This is a genomic window from Conexibacter sp. W3-3-2, from assembly GCF_009707605.1.
GTDB lineage: Bacteria > Actinomycetota > Thermoleophilia > Solirubrobacterales > Solirubrobacteraceae > Paraconexibacter > Paraconexibacter algicola.
Genome location: NZ_WLYW01000001.1, coordinates 4,761,898 through 4,780,340, shown reverse-complemented (window position 1 = coordinate 4,780,340; position 18,443 = coordinate 4,761,898). Strand labels below are relative to the sequence as shown.

Here is an 18,443-nt window from a genome sequence, read left to right as displayed (position 1 = left end):
CCCCGATGGGGCGGTCGCGGGGGTGCGGGGACGCGGGGGGCCGGCACGGGGCCAGTGTAGGCCCCGCGCCGGTGGCGCCTACTTCTTGCCCGGGGCCTCGCCGACGCCGTCGACGGAGTCCTTGAGCTTGCCCATGATCGTCTCGCCGAGGTCGAACTCCTTGCCGACGCCGGCCGTCACGACGGCCGCCAGGACGCCGGCGACGAGCAGGATCAGCGCGACGTACTCGACGGTGCCCTGCCCCGTCTCGGCGGCGAGGCGACGGCGCAGGTCGGTGGTGCAGTGGTGCAGGGCGGCGTGGGCGCGGCCCATCATGCGGTGTCCCATGGGGGTCCTCCAGGGGTCGGTGGCTGGTCTGCACCGCAGTCAAGGCGAGGGCGCGTGACGGCGAAAGACGCACCTGTGGAGAATCTGCGACGGGATGCGAACGATCGTCGTCACGAACATGGCCGCGGCGCCCGAGGCGCCCGGACGCGGCATCTTCGTGCGCGACCAGGTGGCCGCCCTGCGGCGGCTGGGCGCCGACGTGACGCTCACCGAGTTCGCGCCCGGCGACTACGCACAGGCGGTCCGGCGGCTGCGCGGGCTCGCCCGCCGCGAGGGGCCGTTCGACCTCGTGCACGCGCACTTCGGCCTCACCGCGTTCCCGGCGCTCGCGATCCCGGCCCGGGCCCGGGTCCTCACCGTCCACGGGACCGACGTGCGGCACCCGCGGACCGGCCGCCTGACGCGGCTCGTCGCGCGGCGCATGGACCTCGTCGCCGCGGTCTCGCACGACCTCGGCGTCGACCTCGCGGGTCCCGCCCCGCGCGGGACGCCGCTGCCGTCGCTGGGGCGTCGCGGGCTGCCCACCGCGGTGCTGCCGTGCGGCGTCGCGGTCGACCGCTTCCGCCCGATCCCCCGCGCCGAGGCCCGCGCACGCCTCGGCCTCCCGCCCGACGAGCCGTGCGTGCTGTTCCCCGCCGATCCCGGCCGCGCCGGCAAGCGGTTCGACCTCGCGCAGGAGGCCGTGGACGGCGCGCGCCTGCACACGCTCGGGACCGTCGACCCCGCGGACGTCCCCCTCTGGATGAACGCCGCGAGCGTCGTCGTCCTCCCCAGCGACGCCGAGGGCTTCGGGCTCGCGGTGCTCGAGGCGCTCGCCTGCGACGTCCCGGTGATCACGACCCCGGTGGGCATCCACCCGCAGGCGCTGCAGGGCGTCGCCGGCGCCCTCTGCGCGCCCTACGAGCGCGACCGCTGGCGGCGGGCGATCGCGGCGGCGCTGGCGCAGCCCGACCCGCGCGTGGACGGGCGCTCGGTCGTCGCGCCGTGGTCGGCCGACCGGATGGCCGAGCGGGTCCACGACGCCTGGCGGGCGCTGCTGCCCGACGTCGGGTGACCGCGGGCACGCCGCATCGATCGGGCGCGTCGCGGGTATAGTGGCCGCAGGCGCCGACATCGGCGCCGTCTGCGTATGAGAGGCCTCCTGAACCGTCTTCGCCGGCCCCGCACTGCGGACCCGGCCCCCGTCGTCCCGCCCCCGGGCGGTCCCGCCGGGCTGGCCCCGCAGGACCCCGCGGCGCCCCCCGAGCCGAGCTTCCGCGACCGCGGTCGGCTGCGCCGCCGCCTGCGGCACCTGCGGCGCGTCCGCGAGCTCGGGTTCCGCGACCTCGGCGGCCTCGTCTTCGACCTGCACCGCTTCGGCCGCCGCGGCGACGAGCTCGTCGCGCAGAAGCTCAACGCCCTCGCCGCCGTCGACCTCGAGCTCCGCGCGCTGGAGCGCGCGCTCCAGGACCAGCGGCCGTTCCACGAGCTGCGCGAGCCCGGGCTGGCGGCCTGCCCGCGGTGCGCGGCGATCCACGGCAGCGACGCGCGGTTCTGCCCCTCCTGCGGCATCGGGCTGCGCGGGCCGCTGGCGGTCGGCGAGGTCGGCGACGCGACCGCGCCCGCCCCCGCCGGCACGCCCGCCGCCCCGCAGGTCGTCGTCAGCGCGGCCGCCGGCGGCGCCACCGCACCCGCGCCGCCGCCCACGCCCGCCCCCGGCCCGACCGCCCCCGAGGCGCCGGTGATGCCCGCCGTCAGCGCCGCCGAGACGGGCGCCACGCCGGTGTCGGCGACGCTCGCCGCCGAGGCGCAGGCCACCCAGGCGATCCCGACCACCCCCGCCCCGTCCGCGCCCGCCGCCGACGCGCCCCCGACGGCCGCGGCGGAGCAGGCCGACCAGCCGACGACCGAGGCCCCGGCGGACGACCTGACCGTCGTGCGGCGCCCGGACGACCAGGCCTCGTGAGCACCCCGCCGCTCCCGCCCGGGACGGTCCGCTGCCCCCGCTGCGCCGCACCGGTCGGGCCGGAGCAGGACTGGTGCCTGAACTGCGGCGCGGCGGCGCGCACCCGTCTCGCGCCGACCCCGAACTGGCGGCTGCCGATCGCCGGGCTCGCCGCGGTCGTCGTCGTCGCGGTCCTCGCCCTCGTCGTCGCGTTCGCGGCGCTCACCGACACCGACGACGGCACCGTGCCGGGCGTCACCCCGACGGAGACGGCCGCGTCGACCCCGCCCCCGGGCGCGGCCGGCGGGGCGCCGACGACGACCCCGGCGGTCACCGCCGTCACGGGTGCCACCGGCGTGACCGGGACGCCCGGCGCCCCTGGTGTGACCGGGCCGACCGGCTCCTCGGGCCTGCCGCCGGTCGCCACCGCGACGCCGCAGGCCGACGACGGATCCGGCGCGGACTCCCGGACGACCACGACGGACGGCGACGCCGACAGCGGCGGCGCGTCGGGCCCGTAGCGCTCAGCCCAGCGCGGGCCAGTGCGGGGCGAGGCGCGTGCGCGCCGCCTGCGCGAGCGGGTGCTCGTCGATCGCGGGCGCGGGCGGGGCCTGGTCCGCGCCGAGCACCTCCAGCGAGCCGACGACGCAGCGCGCGAGCGCCGCGACGTCGTAGCCGCCCTCCAGCACGAGCCCGAGCGGGACCGCGAGCTCGTCGGCGAGGCGGCGCACCGAGCCGGTCATCGTCGCGAAGCCGTCGTCGCTGACGCGGCAGCCGGCGAGCGGGTCGTCGGCGTGCGCGTCGTAGCCGGCGGAGACGAGCAGCAGCTGCGGCCGGTAGGCGCGCGCCAGCGGCAGCGCGACGTGCTCGACCAGCGACGTGAACGCCGCGTCGCCCGAGCCCCCCGGCACCGGCAGGTTCACGGTGTACCCCTCCCCCGGTCCGCGTCCGATCTCCGACGCCGGCCCGGTCCCCGGGTACAGCGGCGACTCGTGGATCGAGACGAACAGGACCTCGGCGCTGTCGCGGAACACGTCCTCGGTCCCGTTGCCGTGGTGGACGTCCCAGTCGAGGACCATGACCCGCTCGAGGCCGTGCGCGTCCCGCGCGTGACGGGCGGCCACCGCGACGGTGCTGAACAGGCAGAAGCCCATCGCGCGGTCGACCTCGGCGTGATGGCCGGGCGGACGGTGCAGCGCCGCCCCGGTCGGGCGCCCCTCGCCCAGCAGCGCGTCGACGAGCGCGCAGGCACCCCCGGCGGCGTGGGCCGCGGCGGCGAACGACTGCGGGCCGCAGTACGTGTCCCCGTCGATCCAGCCGCCGCCGCGCGCGCTGAGGGCCCGGATGCCCGCGACGTGCGCGGGCGGGTGCACGGCCGTCAGCTGGGCGTCCGTCGCCGCCGGGGAGTCCCGCGCCTCCCAGCCCAGGTCCGGGCGGGCCGCGACGGCCCGGTCGATCGCGCGCAGGCGCTCGGCGCGCTCGGGGTGGTCGCCCGTGTCGTGCTCCAGCGAGGAGGGGTGGCGCAGGAGCACCGGGGCGGGCGTGCGGACGGTCATCGCCGGAACCGTACCCGGCACCCACCGCTCCCACCCGGCCCGCCGGTCGTGGCGCGCGCGACGGGCCGCCGTGGGGACGGGGCGCGGTCCAGCGCCCGGCGGCGGATACGCTGCGGCGGTGCCCGATCCGCACCTGCACGAGACCGAGATCGCCGTCGTCGGCGCCGGCGGCGCCGGCCTGTACGCGGCGCTGACCGCCGCCCGCGCCGGGGCCCGCGTGACGCTCGTCTCCGCGACGCCGCTGGCGTTCACGGCGAGCTACTGGGCCCAGGGCGGGATCGCCGCCGCGCTGGCCGCCGACGACTCCCCGGACCTGCACCGCCAGGACACCGAGGTCGCCGGCCGCGGCCTCGTGCGCCGCAGCGCCGCGAACGTCCTCGTGCGCGAGGCGCCCGGGGTCGTCGACGACCTGCAGCGACTCGGCGTGCGCTTCGACGCCGACCGCCACGGCCGCCTCGCGCTGGGCCTGGAGGGCGGGCACTCCGTGCGGCGCGTCGTCCACGCGGGCGGCTCGGCCACCGGCCGCCGGGTCGTGCGCCAGCTGTCCGCGGTCGTCGCAGAGGATCCGCGGATCACGGTCTTCGAGGGCACGCGCGTCTCCGCGCTGTGGACCGACGGGGGCCGCGTGGTCGGTCTCGCCTGCGAGGACGGGCGGGCCGTGCGCGCCCGGGCGACGATCCTGGCGACCGGCGGCGCGGCGGCGCTGTGGTCGCGCACGACGAACCCGCCCGGCTCGCTGGGCATCGGGCTGATGCTCGCCCACGCGGCGGGCGCCGCGCTGGCGGATCTCGAGTTCGCGCAGTTCCACCCGACCGCGGTGACCGGGATCCCGGGCCGCGAGGGGTTCCTCGTCACCGAGGCGATCCGCGGCGAGGGCGCCCGGCTGCTGGACCGCGACGGCGAGCGGTTCGTCGAGGAGCTCTCGCCCCGCGACGAGGTCTCGCGCGCCGTCTGGGCGACGATGCGCGCGCAGGGCACCGACCACGTCGACCTGGACATGCGGATGGTCGACGCCGGGAAGTTCCCGAACGTCGTCGGCGCGCTGCGGGAGTCCGGGCTCGACCCGGCGACGACGCTCGTGCCGGTCGCGCCCGCCGCCCACTACGTGATGGGCGGGATCGTCGCCGACCTCGACGGGGCCACCACCGTCCCGGGCCTGTACGCGGTCGGCGAGTCCGCCTGCACCGGGCTGCACGGCGCCAACCGCCTCGCCTCCAACTCGCTGACCGAGTGCTTCGTGCTCGGCGGCCGCGCCGCCCAGGCCGCGCTCGGGGAGCCCGCGCCGCGCCCGGCCACGGCGCTGCCCGCCCCGCCCCGTGAGGCGACGATCGTGCTGCCCGAGCGGGCCACCCAGGAGGCCCTGTGGACGCACGCCGGCATCGAGCGCACCGCGGAGGGCCTGCGGACGCTGCTGGACGATCCCCACCCGCTGGCGCGGTTCGTCGCGCGCTGCGCGCTGCTGCGCGAGGAGTCGCGCGGCGCCCACCGCCGCACCGACTTCCCGGAGCTCGATCCGGCGCTCGACGGGCACCACGCGGTCGTGCGCGGCGATGACGAGCCGCGCCTGGAGCACTGGGCCTGAGCGCAGCTGCGACGTGGCGCGCAGGCGTGCGCAACGTCGGCGGACCTCGCGTGTTCGGGAGGGCAGGTCGGTGAACGGCCGGTCAGCCGCTTAACGCGAAGTCAACAGAAGGCCGGTTTCAGCGTTCATACACCCTCGGCACGATCCGTGTCGCACCAGGGTTGGACGGGAGCCAGCCGGACGAGGAGAGCAAGGGTCCGCTCATGTACCAGTTCAGTCGAGCCATCTACCGCGAGCTCGCGCCGCTCGTGCACGACCACGCCGGCGACGCCCGCGTCGCCCACGCGTCGGTCCTGCGCTCGTGCGAGAGCGCGATGAACCGCCTCGCGACCGACCGCCACTACTTCGCGCGGCCGGCACGGACGCTGTTCAACGACATCCGCATCCACTTCCCGATGGCCGCCCAGGCGCGCGTCTGGCTCGTCGTGCAGCGCTACGTCGCCTGCGCCGAGGAGTTCGTCGCCCGGCAGCCCCGCCACGGGGTCGACGCCAACGGCGACCCGCTGCGCTGCCGCGCCACGACGCGCCGAGGCACCGCGTGCCAGCGGGAGCCGCTCGCGCACAACGGCTACTGCCCGTCGCACCAGCACCTCGCCGAGACCGAAGAGGTCGAGGCCGCCCCGCTCGCGGCCTGAGCCCCGCCTCCGGGCGCCCCGGTCTACGCTGCCGGGGTGCTCCTCGGGGTCGACGTCGGCGGGACCTTCACGGACGCCGTCCTCGTGGACGGCGACCGCGTCCTGACCGCGAAGTCCCCGACGACGCCGCAGGACCAGTCGCTCGGCGTCCTCGCCGCCGTCGAGGCGGTGCTCGCGCTCGCCGCGGCCGCGCCCGGCGCGGTCACCGGCTTCGCGCACGGGATGACCGTGGCGACGAACGCGCTCCTCGAGGGCCGCGGCGCGCGGACGGCGCTCGTGGCGACCGAGGGCTTCTGCGACCTCGTCGAGCTCGGACGGCAGGACCGCGCCGACCTCTACCGGCTCGACGCCGCGCACCCCGCCCCGCTCGTCCCGCCGCAGCGACGCGTCCCCGCGCCGGAGCGCCACGCGGCCGACGGCACGGTCCTGCGCCCGCTGGACGAGGCCGCCGCCGAGCGGGTCGCGCAGGCGGTCGCCGCGCTCGATCCCGAGGCCGTCGCCGTCTGCCTGCTGCACGCCGACCGCCATCCCGCGCACGAGCAGCGCCTCGGCGCGGCGCTGCGACGCCGCCTGCCCGGCGTGCACGTGTCGCTCAGCCACGAGGTCGTCGGGACGTTCCGCGAGGCCGAGCGCGCCGCCACGACCGAGGTCGACGCGGCGCTCTCGCCGCTGCTGCGCGACTACCTGCGGCGGCTGCTGGACCGCGCCGGCGCCGCCGGGCTGCCCGAGCCCTCGATCATGCAGAGCAGCGGCGGGCTGACGACCGCCGCCCACGCGGCCGGGCACGCCGCGCTCACCGTGCTCAGCGGCCCGGCGGGCGGGGCGGCGGCCGCGGCGCTCGTGGCGCGCGCGACCGGGGTGCGCGATCTCCTGTGCTTCGACATGGGCGGCACCTCGTGCGACGTCTGCGTCGTGCAGGACGGCCGGGTGCGCGAGACCGCGGGGCGCGAGGTCGGCGGCCGTGAGATCGCGTTGCCGATGGTCGACATCCACACCGTCGGAGCGGGCGGCGGCTCGATCGCCTGGTGCGACGCCGGCGGCGCGCTGCGCGTGGGTCCCCGCTCGGCCGGCGCCCGGCCCGGGCCGGCCGCGTACGGGCACGGCGGCACCGAGCCGACCGTGACCGACGCCCACGTCGTGCTCGGGCACCTCCCCGGGGGGACGCCGCTCCCGGGCGGCCTCACGATCGACGCGCAGGCCGCCCACGCCGCGGTCGCCGCGCTCGGGGACCGGATCGGGCTCGACGCGCGCGCGACCGCCGCCGGGATCGTGCGCGTCGCGGACGCGGAGATGGTCCGCGCGCTCCGGGTGATGACGGTCGAGCGCGGCGTCGACCCGCGCGACTTCGCGCTGCTGGCCTTCGGCGGCGCCGGCCCGCTGCACGCGGTCGGGATCGCCGAGCAGCTCGGGATCCGCCGCGTGGTCGTGCCCCGGGCCGGCGGCGTCCTCAGCGCGCTCGGGCTCGCGGCGGCCGACCGGCGGACCGACGAGGTCCGCACGGTCCTGCTGCGCGGGCCGGACGTGACCGCCGCCGCGCTGCGCGACGCGGCGGGCGACGCCCGGGAGGTCGCGTGGGACGCCCGCTACGCCGGCCAGTCCTTCGAGCTGACGCTCACCGACGTCCCGCCGGATCCCGCGGCGCTGCGCCACGCCTTCGACACCGAGCACCACGCCCGCTACGGCTACGCCGACGCGGAGGCGGCGCTCGAGGTCGTCGCGGTGCGGCGCACGCGGCGCGAGCCGGGCCCGGCGATCGACCTCGCCGCCGGGGACCCCGACCGCGCCGCGGTCCGCGGGCCCGCGGTCGTCGGGCTCCCGGGCGCGACGCTCGTCGTCCCGGCGGGCTGGAGCGGCGCGCCGGACGCGACCGGGACGCTGCTGCTGGAGCGGGCGGCATGAGCCTCGACCCCGTCGCCCTCCAGGTCACCGGCGGCGCGCTGCGCGCCGCGTGCGAGGAGATGGGCGCGGTCCTGATCCGGGCGGCGCACTCCTCGAACATCAAGGAGCGCCGCGACTGCTCCACCGCCCTGTTCGACGCCGCCGGCGCGATGGTCGCCCAGGCCGAGCACATCCCGGTCCATCTCGGGGCGATGCCCGCCGCGGTCGCCGCGGTGCTCGCGGAGGACCACGCCCCCGGGCGCTCCTGGGTGCTCAACGACCCCTACCGGGGCGGCACGCACCTGCCGGACATCACGGTGATCACGCCGGTGTTCGAGCGGACGGACGGCGGGTCCCTGCTGGGCTTCGCGGCGAGCCGCGCCCACCACGCCGACGTCGGGGCGCGCGTGCCCGGCTCGATGCCCGCGGACTCGCGCACCCTGGACGAGGAGGGCGTGGTGATCGCCCCGCGGGTGCTCGACGAGGCCGCGATCGACGAGCTCGTCGCGCGGATGCGCGGTCCGCGCCAGCGCCGGGCGGATCTGCGCGCGCAGCTCGCCGCGGGCGCCGTGGGCGTGCGACGGCTGCAGGAGCTCGCGCAGCGGCTCGGCGTCGACGGGCTGGCCGCCGCCACCGCGGCCAGCCTCGACTACGCCGAGCGCCGGGCCCGGGCGTCGCTCGCCGCGCTCCCGGACGGCACCCGGTACGCCACCGACGTGCTCGAGGCCGCCGACGGGGATCTCGAGCTGCGGCTCGCCGCGACGGTCGACGGCGACCGGATCGTCCTGGACTTCACGGGCAGCGCCGCGCAGCACGACGGCAACCTCAACTGCCCGCTCGCCGTGACCCGGTCGGCGTGCGTGTTCGCGGTGAAGGTCCTGACCGACCCGGACCTCCCGGCCAGCGCCGGGGCGCACCGGCCGATCGAGGTCGTGGTCCCCGAGGGCTCGCTGCTGCACGCGCGGTCGCCCGCCGCGGTCGCCGCCGGGAACGTCGAGACGTCCTCGCGGGTGGCCGACCTCGTGCTCGCCGCGTTCGGTCGCGCGCTCGGCCAGGGGACGATGAACAACCTCACGCTCGGCAACGACACGTTCGCGTACTACGAGACGGTCGGCGGCGGCCAGGGCGCGAGCCCGGACGCCGACGGCCCCAGCGGCGTGCACGTGGCGATGAGCAACACCCGCAACACGCCGGTGGAGGCGCTGGAGCTCGAGTTCCCGCTGCGCTGCACGACGTACGCGGTCCGGCGCGGCAGCGGCGGCGCCGGGCGCCACCGGGGCGGCGACGGCGTGGTGCGCGAGTTCGAGGCGCTGGAGCCGATGACCGCGTCGCTCATCACCGAGCGTCGCCGCCACGCCCCGCCCGGCGCCGCCGGCGGCCGCGCCGGCGCGGCCGGCCGCACGCTGCTCAACGGCCGCGAGCTGCCCGCCAAGTGGACCGGGGAGCTCGCCCCGGGCGACCGGCTGCGGCTGGAGACCCCGGGCGGCGGCGGCCACGGGACGGCGGGCCCGGAGGCGTAGGATCGGCCGATGGAGATCGGCTTTCTCGGACTGGGGATCATGGGCTTGCGGATGGCGGCGAATGTCGCCCGCGCCGGCCACCAGGTCACCGTCTACAACCGCACGACCGCGACCGCGCAGGCCTGGGTCGCCGAGCACGGCGGCACCGTCGCGCAGACCCCGGCGCAGGCCGCCGCGGCGGCGGACGTGGTGATCTCGATGGTCGTCGACGGCGCACAGGTCGAGCAGGTGCTGCTCGGGCCCGACGGCGCCGCCGACGGCGCGCGACCCGGTGCGCTGTTCGTGGACATGTCGACGATCTCCCCGGACGACACGCGGCGCATCGGCGCCGGGCTCGCCGAGCGGGGCGTGGCGTTCGTCGACGCGCCGGTGACCGGCTCGAGCCCGAAGGCGCAGGACGGCACGCTGACGATCATGGCCGGCGGCGCGGAGGAGGACGTGCGGCGGGCGTGGCCGCTGTTCGAGGCGATGGGCTCGCTCGTGCTGCACGTCGGCGGGCTCGGCCAGGGCGAGATGGTCAAGCTCATCAACAACGCGACGGCGGCGGCGAACACGCTCGCGGTCGCGCAGGCGCTGGTCGTGGGACGCGCCACGGGCGTCGATCTCGGCGCGCTCGTGCAGGTGATGTCGGCGGGGTCGGGCGGCAGCGCGATGCTCGACCTCAAGGCGCCGGTGATGCAGGAGCACGACTACACCACGCTGTTCAAGCTCGAGCACATGCTCAAGGACGTGCGCCTGTGCCTGGAGCAGGCGCGGGCCGCCGGGGTCGGCTTCGACGCCGCGGCGGCCGCGGGCGGTGCGCTGGAGCACGGTCTCGAGCGGGGTCTGGGCGAGGCGGACTTCGCGGCCCTCCTGGAGGCGGTCGAGGCGGCGTCCGGGGTACGTCTGTAGCGCCTGCCATCCGGTCGGGGTGCGGTTGTCCACTCGGTCGACCCCGAGAGCGTCTATGCGCCAGTTTGAGCGTCTACGCGCCAGCTCGAGGGGGCACAAAACTGCTTATTTGCAGGGACATTTGAACTTCGCACGATCGTTTGCGAACATCCTTCACATCCCGCGCCGTCGTCCTGCTGGTTCGGACGCGCTCTCGCGGGATCTTCTTTGTCCTCCTCTCCCCCTCGGAAACCCTTATGCCTATCGCGTTCAAGGAATGGGCTGTCACCGTCCGCGCCCTCGCAGAGGGTGAGCAGCTGCTCACCCTGCGGAAGGGCGGGATCCGCGAGCCGGAGAAGCACTTCGCGCTCGACCACGACCGCTTCTTCCTCTACCCCACGTTCGACCACCAGAAGAACGACCTGGTGCGCGACTCCCACCTGCCCGAGCTGCGCCGCGCGCTCGAGGAGGGTGTCTGGGCCGACGGCGAGCCGCCCGTGCACGCGCTGACGCGCGACGGTGGCATCGCCCAGCCCGAGCGCGTCCGGATCCGCGCGTGGGCCGAGGTCGCCGGCCACTTCACGATCGACGACCCCCGCACGGTCAACGACCTGTCGCCGTTCTACGTGTGGACGACCGACTACGCCGAGAAGCGCCTCGCGTGGAAGCGTCACCACCCGCTGCACGTGCTGCTCCTGCGCACGTACCGCATCCCGCGCCCGGTCACCGTCAAGGTCCGTGACGACTTCGGGGGCTGCCGCTCCTGGCTGGAGATCAACCGCGACCTCCCGTTCGAGGGCACCCCGGTGCTGTCCGACGAGGAGTTCGAGCGCGCGACCGAGACGATCGCCGAGATCTGCGCCGGCCGCGTCCCCGCGCTGGTCTAGCCGCATCCGCCTGACCGCAGCAGCCGTGCCCGTCGATCCCCGCCCGTCCCGGTGACGAGCGGGGATCGCGCGTTTCCGGCCCCGACCTGGGCCGCCGACCGCGTGCGCTCGGCCGACCGCCTGCTCGTCGTCGGCATCGGCGGGGGCGGTGACGTCGTCGGCGCCCTGGCGGTCGCCGAGGCCGCCCGGGCGCTCGGGACCGCCGCGGTCGTCGGCGGCCTCACCTGGGAACGACGCCCCGTCGACCCCCTCCCCGGCCCGCGGCGCATCGACGAGCTCGTCGACGCCCGGACCGTCCTGCACCCCACCGTCGCCCTCGCCGGGCCCGAGACCACCGGACCGGGCGGCTTCGCGTTCGCCGAGAGCCGCATGGCCGCGTTCCTGCAGGCCGACACGGTCCTCGTCGACCCGGGCCCCGGCCCCGCCGCCGTCGGCGACGGGCTCGTCGCCGCGACGCAGGCGCTCGGCTGTGACCTCGTCGTGCTGCTCGACGTCGGCGGCGACGTCCTCGCCCACGGGGACGAGGCCGGGCTCGCGAGCCCGCTGGCCGACGCCGTGCTGCTCGCCGCCGCGCCCGTCCTCGCCGCGGTCGGCATCCCGGCGATCCTCACCGTCTTCGGCGCCGGCTGCGACGGCGAGCTGCGCCCCGACGAGGTCGCCACCCGCCACGACGAGGTGACCGCCGCCGGCGGCGACCTCGGCGACCTCGAGCTCACCGCCCCGATGCTCGACCGCCTCGAGTCCGCGATGGGCACCGTGGTGACCGAGGCGAGCGCGATGGCCGTGCGCTGCGCGCGCGGCGAGACCGGCACGGCGACGATCCGCGACGGGCGCCGGACCGTCGAGCTGACCGCCGACGGCGGGCGCCTGCGCTGCGTCGACCCCGTGACCGCGATGCGCAGCGCCGCCCGGCTGGCCGCCGCCCTCGACCCGCACGAGGACCTCGCCGCCGCCCACGAGCGGCTGACCGCGATGGGCGTGCGGACCGAGCTCGCCCACGAGCTCGACGCGGCCGCCGACGACGCCTGACCCTCGCCCCGGTCACGCGAGAGGACCGCCGCCGTGCGCGGCGAAGTCCGCAGGGATGCCCTGGGTCGAGACGAGCAGCCCGAACTTCGCGGCCCGCCACGAGCTGCGCGACGAGGACGACGTCGCCGGTGTCCTCGAGCTGCTCGAGGACACCCGCGAGCGGCTCGTGCAGACGTTCCCGGAGCCCGAGCACGAGATCACCGTCGTCGTGCACGGCTCGACCGGCTCGCTCGCGCTCGCCCAGCCGTACCTGCCGCTGCTGCAGCGGCTGACCGCCCCCGCGTCCCGCCGCTACCTCGCGGGCTGGCCGGGCGCGCGCGAGCTGCACCTGCTCGCCCCCCGCCGGCTCGAGGCGCGCGCGTCCTCGGTCCCCGGGTCCCGCGAGATGGCGCTGCTGGCCCCCGCGGGCCTCTACGCGCAGATGCTCGTCGGGCTCGCGAACCCGCGCCTGGCGCCACCCTGGCGGCCCGGGCCGACCCGCCGGACGCTGCAGTGGGCGTGGCTCGCGCTCGGCGCCGGCCAGTACTTCGGCGGCCAGACGGCGTTCGCGCGGCCGGCGGTCGGCCGGCGCCTGCGCGAGGGCGACGAGCCGTCCTTCCCCCCCGGGCCTGCGCGACGCGGCCCTGCTCGGGGGCACCGTCCTGGACCTGCTGGCCCGTGAGCGCGGCGAGCACGCCGTGGTCGAGCTCGTCCTGGGCCTCCACGAGGACGGCCCGCGGGCCGCGCTGCAGCGCGCCTTCGGGCGCGAGCTCGTCCACACCAGCGGCGTCTGGCGCGCCCACCTCGCCACCATGGGCGGGCAGGCCTGAGCGTCAGCCGGTCGCGAGGTCGAGCACCCAGACGATCACGCCGACGACGCCCAGCACGGCGAGCAGCCCGCCCATCAGGCGGGCGGGCGTCGGGCCGACGGGCCCCGGCTCGGCCAGCAGCTCGGCCTCGAGCAGCACCTCGCGGGCGGCGTCGACGCCGGAGGCCGGGACCAGGACGTCGCGCGGACCGGCCGCGAGCATGTCGGGCACATCGAAGCCGCGCGAGCGGCGGACGAGGCTGGGGATCCCCTCCTCCAGCAGCAGGCCGCAGAGGAACTCCGCCTCCGCCTGGTGCCGGCCGCCGGCGACGCGGACGAGCTCGCCCTCCGCGTACTGGGGCTTGATCTTGCGGGCGCGGGCGTGCCGGTCGGTGACCTGCGGGTCGTCCGGCGCCCCGGCCCACGTGAGCGGCATCGCGCACGCGGCGCAGAAGCGGGCGGGCGGCGCGTGGAGGGCGCCGCACCGCGGGCAGACGAGCGGGGGCGCGCCGCCGCCGTCCACCGGCTACTCCGACGTGAGGGCGACCTCGCGGTAGTCCCCGTCCTCGATCAGCCAGGACCGGACCTCGGGCTCGGCGTCCTTGAGGCCGACGATGATCCACTCGACACCGGGCCACAGCGCGCCGAAGTTCAGGTCGGTCTGGGACGGCTCGGGCGCCGACATGACGTGCGAGTGGTAGATCGCGCCGAGCTCCTCGCCGCGGTCCTCGAGCTCGTCGACGAGCCGCAGCAGGACGAGGCCGTCGATCTCGAAGCGGCGCTTGTCGTGCGCGGTGTTCTCGAGCTCGTGCACAGCGACCGCGACGCCGTCGCGCGTGGCGACGACGCCGCAGCACTCCTCGGACACGTCGCGGCGCGCGTGCTCGACGATCTGCTCGAGCAGGGCGGGAGCGATCTGCATCCGTCGGGGCGCTCAGTCCGCCTTGAGGGCGCGGCGGTCGTCCTCGTCGTCGCGGCGCTCGCCCGAGATCGACTCCTTGAACTCACGCAGGCCGTTGCCGACCGAGCGGCCGACCTCCGGGAGCTTCTTGGGGCCGAGGACGATGAGGGCGATCGCGAGGACGATCACGAGCTCCATGGGACCGACGTTGGGCATCACTGGCTCAGTTCTCCGTGGGTGAGGGGGGTGCGCGGACGGACTTCCCGGGTTCCTACGTGGATTACCACCAGACGGTTGAGTCGAGGTTCTCGACCTCGTCGACCGGCAGCGTGTAGATCCCGCTGCTCAGGTACTTCCAGCCGTCGTCGCAGATGATGAAGACGACGTTGCCCTCGTCCATCTCGTTGGCGATCCGCACCGCCACGCGCGCGATCGCCCCCGAGGAGACGCCCGCGAACAGGCCCTCCTCGTCGAGCAGCTTGCGCGTCCAGATGATCGCGTCGCGGTTCGTGACGAAGATCTTCCGGTCCAGGAGGGTCAGGTCGATGATCTCGGGGATGAACCCGTCGTCGAGCGAGCGCAGCCCCTGCACGGGCTCGCCCTGCATCGGCTCGGCGGCGACGATCTTCACGCGGTCCCCGAGCTCCTCCTTGAAGCGGCGGGCGTTGCCCATCAGCGTGCCGCCGGTGCCGAGACCCGCAACGAACGCGTCGACGTTGCCGTCGAGCTCGGTGAGGATCTCCCGCGCGGTGCCGTTGTAGTGCGCCAGCGGGTTCGCGGGGTTCCCGTACTGGTAGGGCATGTAGTACGAGGCGTCGGCGTTCGCCATCTCGACGGCCATCGCGACCGCGCCGTTGGAGCCCTGGTTGCCCGGCGAGTAGACGATCTCGGCGCCGTACATCTGCAGCAGCTGCGTGCGCTCGGGCGTGACGTTGTCGGGCATCACGACCTTGAGCTTGTAGCCCTTGCGCCGACAGATCATCGCCAGTGCGATGCCGGTGTTCCCGGAGGTCGGCTCGAGGATCGTCTGGCCGGGGCTGATCGCGCCCTTGGCCTCCGCGTCCTCGATCAGCGACTTCGCGACGCGATCCTTGATCGACCCGGTCGGGTTCGCCGACTCGAGCTTGGCCCAGATGCGGACGCCCGGCTTGGGCGAGAGCCGCTTGAGCTCCACGAGGGGGGTGTTCCCGATCGCCTCGACGATGTCGCCGTAGCGACCGCCGCAGGGTCGGGTCTCCAGGGGCGGGAGAGCCATGACTTCACGAAGTGTAGCGGGGCTCCGGAAGCGGCCCCGGAGGCGGCGGCGCGCCACCTCCGGGGCCCGCGACCTAGCGACGCCTGACGCGCACCCAGCGGCCCGCGTTGCCCGCGCGGTCGACGACCCGCACGTACGGCCGGCGGCCGAGCTTGCGCGACACCTTCACGGCCTTGCCGTAGCGCGCGGTCAGGCGCCGCGAGCGCGCCGTCGTGCCGGTCGCGACCTGGACGAAGCCGACGCCGGAGACCGCGTCGCGGGCGCTGACCCGCAGCGTCGTCCCGCGCAGCGAGACGGTCCGCACCGCCGGCGCCGTGGTGTCGAGCACGATGTCGTCGGTAAAGGTCTGCGTCGGGTTCGCCGAGCCCGGGAAGCGGACGTACACAGTGCGTGGCAGGCGCTCCGCCAGCCCGCTGACGGGCAGCCGCCAGGCGTAGCGCTGGTCGGCGGCGATCGGCCGCTGCTCGGCGAAGTCGAAGCCACCATCGTTGGAGATCAGCACCGAGGTCGCGCCCGCGGGCGGGCTGATGCGCAGCTCCACGTCGCGGCTGTTGACGTACGCGGCGTGGAACTCGATCGTGACGCCGACGGGGCGGCCCGCACCCGTGCCCGGGTCGGGCGTGGGAGTCGGGGTCGGCGTGGGCGTCGGGTCGGGCGTCGGCGTGGGCGTCGGCCCCGGCGTCGAGGTCGTGTCCAGCGGCGTCGCGTAGAACGTGTAGCCGCCCGAGCTCCACCGCTGCACGCGCGCGTTGGAGTACTCGCCGACGAACACGTTGCCCGCGAGGTCGCCGCCGTACTGGCCGAAGACGTCGATCGCGAGCGCGTTGTCGAGCTTGCCGGGCGCGGACCCGAAGCCGCCGAGGGTGCGGAACTCCACGCCGTCGCAGCCGATCAGCCGGACCGTGTGGCTGTCGATGTCCGACGCGAAGACGACGCCGAAGTCGTCGAGGTAGACGTCCGGGACGCGACCGCCGATGACGCGGCTGCCGACGCGGTCGAGGTCGGTGTCGTAGAGCGTGACCTCCTTGCTGCCGTGGCCGGCGACCGCGACGCGGTAGCCGCAGGAGGCGTACTGGTTGTAGGAGATGCCGTCGGGGTTGTCCAGCGTGACGGAGCGGCGACCGGCGAGCGTCGCCTTGTCGAGGCGCACGACCTCGTCCGAGCAGACGCTCGCCGCGAACACGTACGCGCTCGAGACGTCGAGTCCGCCTCGGCTCCAGGTCTCGGCGGGCTCGGTGCACGGGGACAGGGTGAAGCCGCGCTGGTAGACGCCGTCGCGCGTGAACTCCTGCACGCGGTTGGCGCCGTCGAGCGTCCAGACGCGGTTCTGCGGGTCGACGCTGATCGCGGCGATGCCGCCGCTGATCTGGCCGGGCGCGTCGCCGCTGCTGCCCCACTGGCGCAGGAGCGCGCCCGAGGGGCTGAGGACCTTGACGACGCCGTCGAGCCCGGCGTAGGCGTTGCCCTCGGTGTCGACGCCGAGCGCCTGCGGGGGATACGGGGCGGCGTGCGCGCTGCCGGCGACGCCGAGAGCGAGCGCGGCGGCGGTGAGCGCCACGCCCGTCAGCTTCCTGCGATGACCCTTCACGGGGGGTGCCTCCACGAGTCGAAACGGGAACGTTCGACCCTGCCCGCGGCGCAGTCTACGGGTTCAGCTGCGACAGGTGCGGCTTTTCGGTGGGCCGCCCGCGACGGCGGACGGCCCGCGAGCGGCTGATCAGGCGGCGCCGCCGGCCATCGCCGGCAGGATGACGAGGCTGTCGGACGCGCCGACGGCCGTCTGCAGCCCGTCGAGGACGCGGACGTCCTCGTCGTTGAGGTAGACGTTGACGTACCGGTTGAGGTCGCCGTCGGCGCCGAAGATCTGCGCCTTCGTCTCGGGGTGCTGCTCGGTCAGCGCGGTGAGCACCGCGCCGACGTCGGCACCCTCGGCGACGACCTCGCGCTCGCCGCCGACGGCGGGACGGAGGACCGGGGGGATGCGAATCGTGGCCATAGGTTCAGGAGATGATTCCGGAGTCGGGGTCGGAGTGCCGGCCGGGGCCGGCGGGGGGGGCGCCGGGCGGTCAGCCCGCCGCGGCGCAGAACGCCTCGTAGTCGGGGAAGACACCGAGCTCGTCGTCGGAGATCTCCTCCGGGTCGCGCGAGCAGATCGGGCACTCCGGGTCGCGGCGCACCTTCAGCTCGGTCGTCGACGCGTCGAGGGCGTCGTACATGAGCAGGCGGCCGATCAGCGGGTCGCCGGCGCCGAGGATGAGCTTGATGACCTCGGTGGCCTGGAGCAGGCCCATCGTGCCCGGCAGGACGCCGAGGACGCCGTTGGCCCCGCACGACGGCGCGAGCTCGGCCGGCGGCGGCTGCCGGAAGAGGCAGCGGTAGCACGGGCCCTCGTAGGGCTTGAAGACGCTGAGCTGGCCCTCGAAGCCGAGGATGGCGGCGCTGACGACCGGGATCTTCAGCCGCACGGTCGCGTCGTTGAGCAGGTACCGCGTCGGGAAGTTGTCGACGCCGTCGACGATGATGTCGTAGTCCTTGATGATGTCGACGATGTTCGAGGCGTCCAGGCGCGTCTCGTACTTCACGACCTTCACGTCGGGGTTCAGCGCGTTGATCGCCTGCTCGGCCGAGTCGACCTTCGCGACGCCGACGGTGTCGGTGCGGTGGATGATCTGGCGCTGCAGGTTCGAGACGTCGACGGTGTCGTCGTCGACGATGCCCAGCGTGCCGACGCCCGCGGCGGCGAGGTAGAACGCGGTCGGCGAGCCGAGCCCGCCGGCGCCGAGCAGCAGGACCTTCGACTCGAGCAGCTTCTGCTGGCCGTCCTCCCCGACCTCCGGGAGCAGGAAGTGCCGGGAGTAGCGCTGGCGCTGGTCGCCCGTCCACTGGAACGGGACCTCGACGTCGTAGCCGCGGTCCTTCCAGAGGGTGTAGCCGCCGGTCATCGACTCGACGTGCTCGTAGCCGAGATCGTCGATGAGCGTCTTGGCGGCGAGCGCCGAGCGGTTGCCGGAGGCGCAGTAGAGGATCACGCGCTGCGAGCGGTCGGGGGCGACCGACTCGATGCGCGACTCGAGGAACCCGCGGGCCACGTGGGCGGCGCCCGGCAGCTTGCCGGCACTCACCTCGTCGGTCTCGCGGACGTCGACGATCGCGACGTCCTCTCCGAGGAGCTGGGCGACCTCGGAGGGGTCGACCTCCGTGATCTCGCTCTTGACCTGCTTGATGAACTCGCTGCCCGAGGGGGTCATCCCGTTAATCACCTGAATCGCGGTCGGGTATTCGACTTCAGAAA

21 protein-coding genes are annotated in these 18,443 nt (G+C 75.7%); 12 read left to right on the top strand and 9 right to left on the bottom strand.

Going from position 1 to position 18,443, the window contains the following annotated elements:
* Nucleotides 1-78: 78 nt before the first annotated feature.
* Complete coding sequence (locus tag GKE82_RS29295) at nucleotides 79-327, bottom strand: hypothetical protein (RefSeq protein WP_146175406.1); 249 nt, start codon at nucleotides 325-327, stop codon at nucleotides 79-81.
* A gap of 94 nt (nucleotides 328-421) precedes the next feature.
* On the opposite strand from GKE82_RS29295, the gene GKE82_RS22905 reads away from it, so the two are divergent.
* The 3 genes from GKE82_RS22905 to GKE82_RS22895 all read left to right on the top strand — a co-directional run bounded on the left by GKE82_RS22905 (nucleotide 422) and on the right by GKE82_RS22895 (nucleotide 2,772).
* Nucleotides 422-1,381: a glycosyltransferase gene (locus GKE82_RS22905; RefSeq protein WP_154734878.1), complete on the top strand. Its 960-nt coding sequence runs from the start codon at nucleotides 422-424 to the stop codon at nucleotides 1,379-1,381.
* Between the two features lie 75 nt (nucleotides 1,382-1,456).
* A complete protein-coding gene (locus GKE82_RS22900; RefSeq protein ID WP_154734877.1) occupies nucleotides 1,457-2,272 on the top strand; it encodes a zinc ribbon domain-containing protein in 816 nt (271 codons plus the stop codon).
* Entirely contained in the window at nucleotides 2,269-2,772 is a 504-nt protein-coding gene (locus tag GKE82_RS22895) for a hypothetical protein (RefSeq protein ID WP_154734876.1), read from the top strand. The genes GKE82_RS22900 and GKE82_RS22895 overlap by 4 nt, the downstream gene beginning before the upstream one ends.
* Before the next feature lie 3 nt (nucleotides 2,773-2,775).
* On the opposite strand, the gene GKE82_RS22890 is transcribed toward GKE82_RS22895, so the two are convergent.
* Nucleotides 2,776-3,807, bottom strand: a complete 1,032-nt coding sequence (locus GKE82_RS22890) for a histone deacetylase (RefSeq protein ID WP_154734875.1) — start codon at nucleotides 3,805-3,807, stop codon at nucleotides 2,776-2,778.
* A gap of 118 nt (nucleotides 3,808-3,925) precedes the next feature.
* Here GKE82_RS22890 and GKE82_RS22885 point away from each other — a divergent pair, with 118 nt between their 5' ends.
* From GKE82_RS22885 to GKE82_RS30200, 9 genes are all read left to right on the top strand, one after another.
* A complete protein-coding gene (locus GKE82_RS22885; protein ID WP_309233777.1) occupies nucleotides 3,926-5,389 on the top strand; it encodes an FAD-dependent oxidoreductase in 1,464 nt (487 codons plus the stop codon).
* A 203-nt stretch (nucleotides 5,390-5,592) separates the two neighbouring features.
* Nucleotides 5,593-6,024, top strand: a complete 432-nt coding sequence (locus GKE82_RS22880) for a hypothetical protein (RefSeq protein ID WP_107570388.1) — start codon at nucleotides 5,593-5,595, stop codon at nucleotides 6,022-6,024.
* Between the two features lie 36 nt (nucleotides 6,025-6,060).
* The gene (locus GKE82_RS22875; RefSeq protein WP_309233776.1) at nucleotides 6,061-7,923 is read left to right on the top strand and encodes a hydantoinase/oxoprolinase family protein; all 1,863 of its coding nucleotides are present in this window, start codon (nucleotides 6,061-6,063) and stop codon (nucleotides 7,921-7,923) included.
* Nucleotides 7,920-9,422, top strand: a complete 1,503-nt coding sequence (locus GKE82_RS22870; RefSeq protein ID WP_154734874.1) for a hydantoinase B/oxoprolinase family protein — start codon at nucleotides 7,920-7,922, stop codon at nucleotides 9,420-9,422. Before GKE82_RS22875 ends, GKE82_RS22870 begins: the two co-directional genes overlap by 4 nt.
* A gap of 9 nt (nucleotides 9,423-9,431) precedes the next feature.
* Complete coding sequence (locus GKE82_RS22865) at nucleotides 9,432-10,313, top strand: NAD(P)-dependent oxidoreductase (RefSeq protein ID WP_154734873.1); 882 nt, start codon at nucleotides 9,432-9,434, stop codon at nucleotides 10,311-10,313.
* Nucleotides 10,314-10,549: 236 nt separating this feature from the next.
* Nucleotides 10,550-11,179: a DUF1802 family protein gene (locus tag GKE82_RS22860; RefSeq protein WP_107570106.1), complete on the top strand. Its 630-nt coding sequence runs from the start codon at nucleotides 10,550-10,552 to the stop codon at nucleotides 11,177-11,179.
* Between the two features lie 51 nt (nucleotides 11,180-11,230).
* Nucleotides 11,231-12,208 carry a DUF1152 domain-containing protein gene (locus GKE82_RS22855; protein WP_154734872.1) on the top strand — a complete coding sequence of 326 codons (978 nt, stop codon included), beginning with the start codon at nucleotides 11,231-11,233 and terminating at the stop codon, nucleotides 12,206-12,208.
* 55 nt (nucleotides 12,209-12,263) lie between these two features.
* Nucleotides 12,264-12,869, top strand: a complete 606-nt coding sequence (locus tag GKE82_RS22850) for a hypothetical protein (RefSeq protein WP_154734871.1) — start codon at nucleotides 12,264-12,266, stop codon at nucleotides 12,867-12,869.
* 16 nt (nucleotides 12,870-12,885) lie between these two features.
* Complete coding sequence (locus GKE82_RS30200; RefSeq protein WP_255450755.1) at nucleotides 12,886-13,017, top strand: hypothetical protein; 132 nt, start codon at nucleotides 12,886-12,888, stop codon at nucleotides 13,015-13,017.
* Between the two features lie 3 nt (nucleotides 13,018-13,020).
* Here the strand turns inward: GKE82_RS30200 and GKE82_RS22845 are convergent, their stop codons facing one another.
* The 7 genes from GKE82_RS22845 to moeB all read right to left on the bottom strand — a co-directional run bounded on the left by GKE82_RS22845 (nucleotide 13,021) and on the right by moeB (nucleotide 18,399).
* Nucleotides 13,021-13,518, bottom strand: a complete 498-nt coding sequence (locus tag GKE82_RS22845) for a hypothetical protein (RefSeq protein ID WP_154734870.1) — start codon at nucleotides 13,516-13,518, stop codon at nucleotides 13,021-13,023.
* Nucleotides 13,519-13,521: 3 nt separating this feature from the next.
* Nucleotides 13,522-13,917, bottom strand: a complete 396-nt coding sequence (locus GKE82_RS22840) for a Mov34/MPN/PAD-1 family protein (protein ID WP_107570110.1) — start codon at nucleotides 13,915-13,917, stop codon at nucleotides 13,522-13,524.
* A 12-nt stretch (nucleotides 13,918-13,929) separates the two neighbouring features.
* The gene (locus tag GKE82_RS22835) at nucleotides 13,930-14,112 is read right to left on the bottom strand and encodes a twin-arginine translocase TatA/TatE family subunit (protein ID WP_154734869.1); all 183 of its coding nucleotides are present in this window, start codon (nucleotides 14,110-14,112) and stop codon (nucleotides 13,930-13,932) included.
* Between the two features lie 64 nt (nucleotides 14,113-14,176).
* Nucleotides 14,177-15,151, bottom strand: coding sequence for a PLP-dependent cysteine synthase family protein (locus tag GKE82_RS22830; protein ID WP_107570111.1), 975 nt, complete (start codon nucleotides 15,149-15,151; stop codon nucleotides 14,177-14,179).
* A gap of 73 nt (nucleotides 15,152-15,224) precedes the next feature.
* Nucleotides 15,225-16,709, bottom strand: coding sequence for a hypothetical protein (locus GKE82_RS22825; protein WP_154734868.1), 1,485 nt, complete (start codon nucleotides 16,707-16,709; stop codon nucleotides 15,225-15,227).
* A 159-nt stretch (nucleotides 16,710-16,868) separates the two neighbouring features.
* Entirely contained in the window at nucleotides 16,869-17,147 is a 279-nt protein-coding gene (locus tag GKE82_RS22820) for a ubiquitin-like small modifier protein 1 (RefSeq protein ID WP_107570113.1), read from the bottom strand.
* 70 nt (nucleotides 17,148-17,217) lie between these two features.
* Nucleotides 17,218-18,399: a molybdopterin-synthase adenylyltransferase MoeB gene (gene moeB, locus GKE82_RS22815; RefSeq protein WP_154734867.1), complete on the bottom strand. Its 1,182-nt coding sequence runs from the start codon at nucleotides 18,397-18,399 to the stop codon at nucleotides 17,218-17,220.
* Nucleotides 18,400-18,443: the final 44 nt, after the last annotated feature.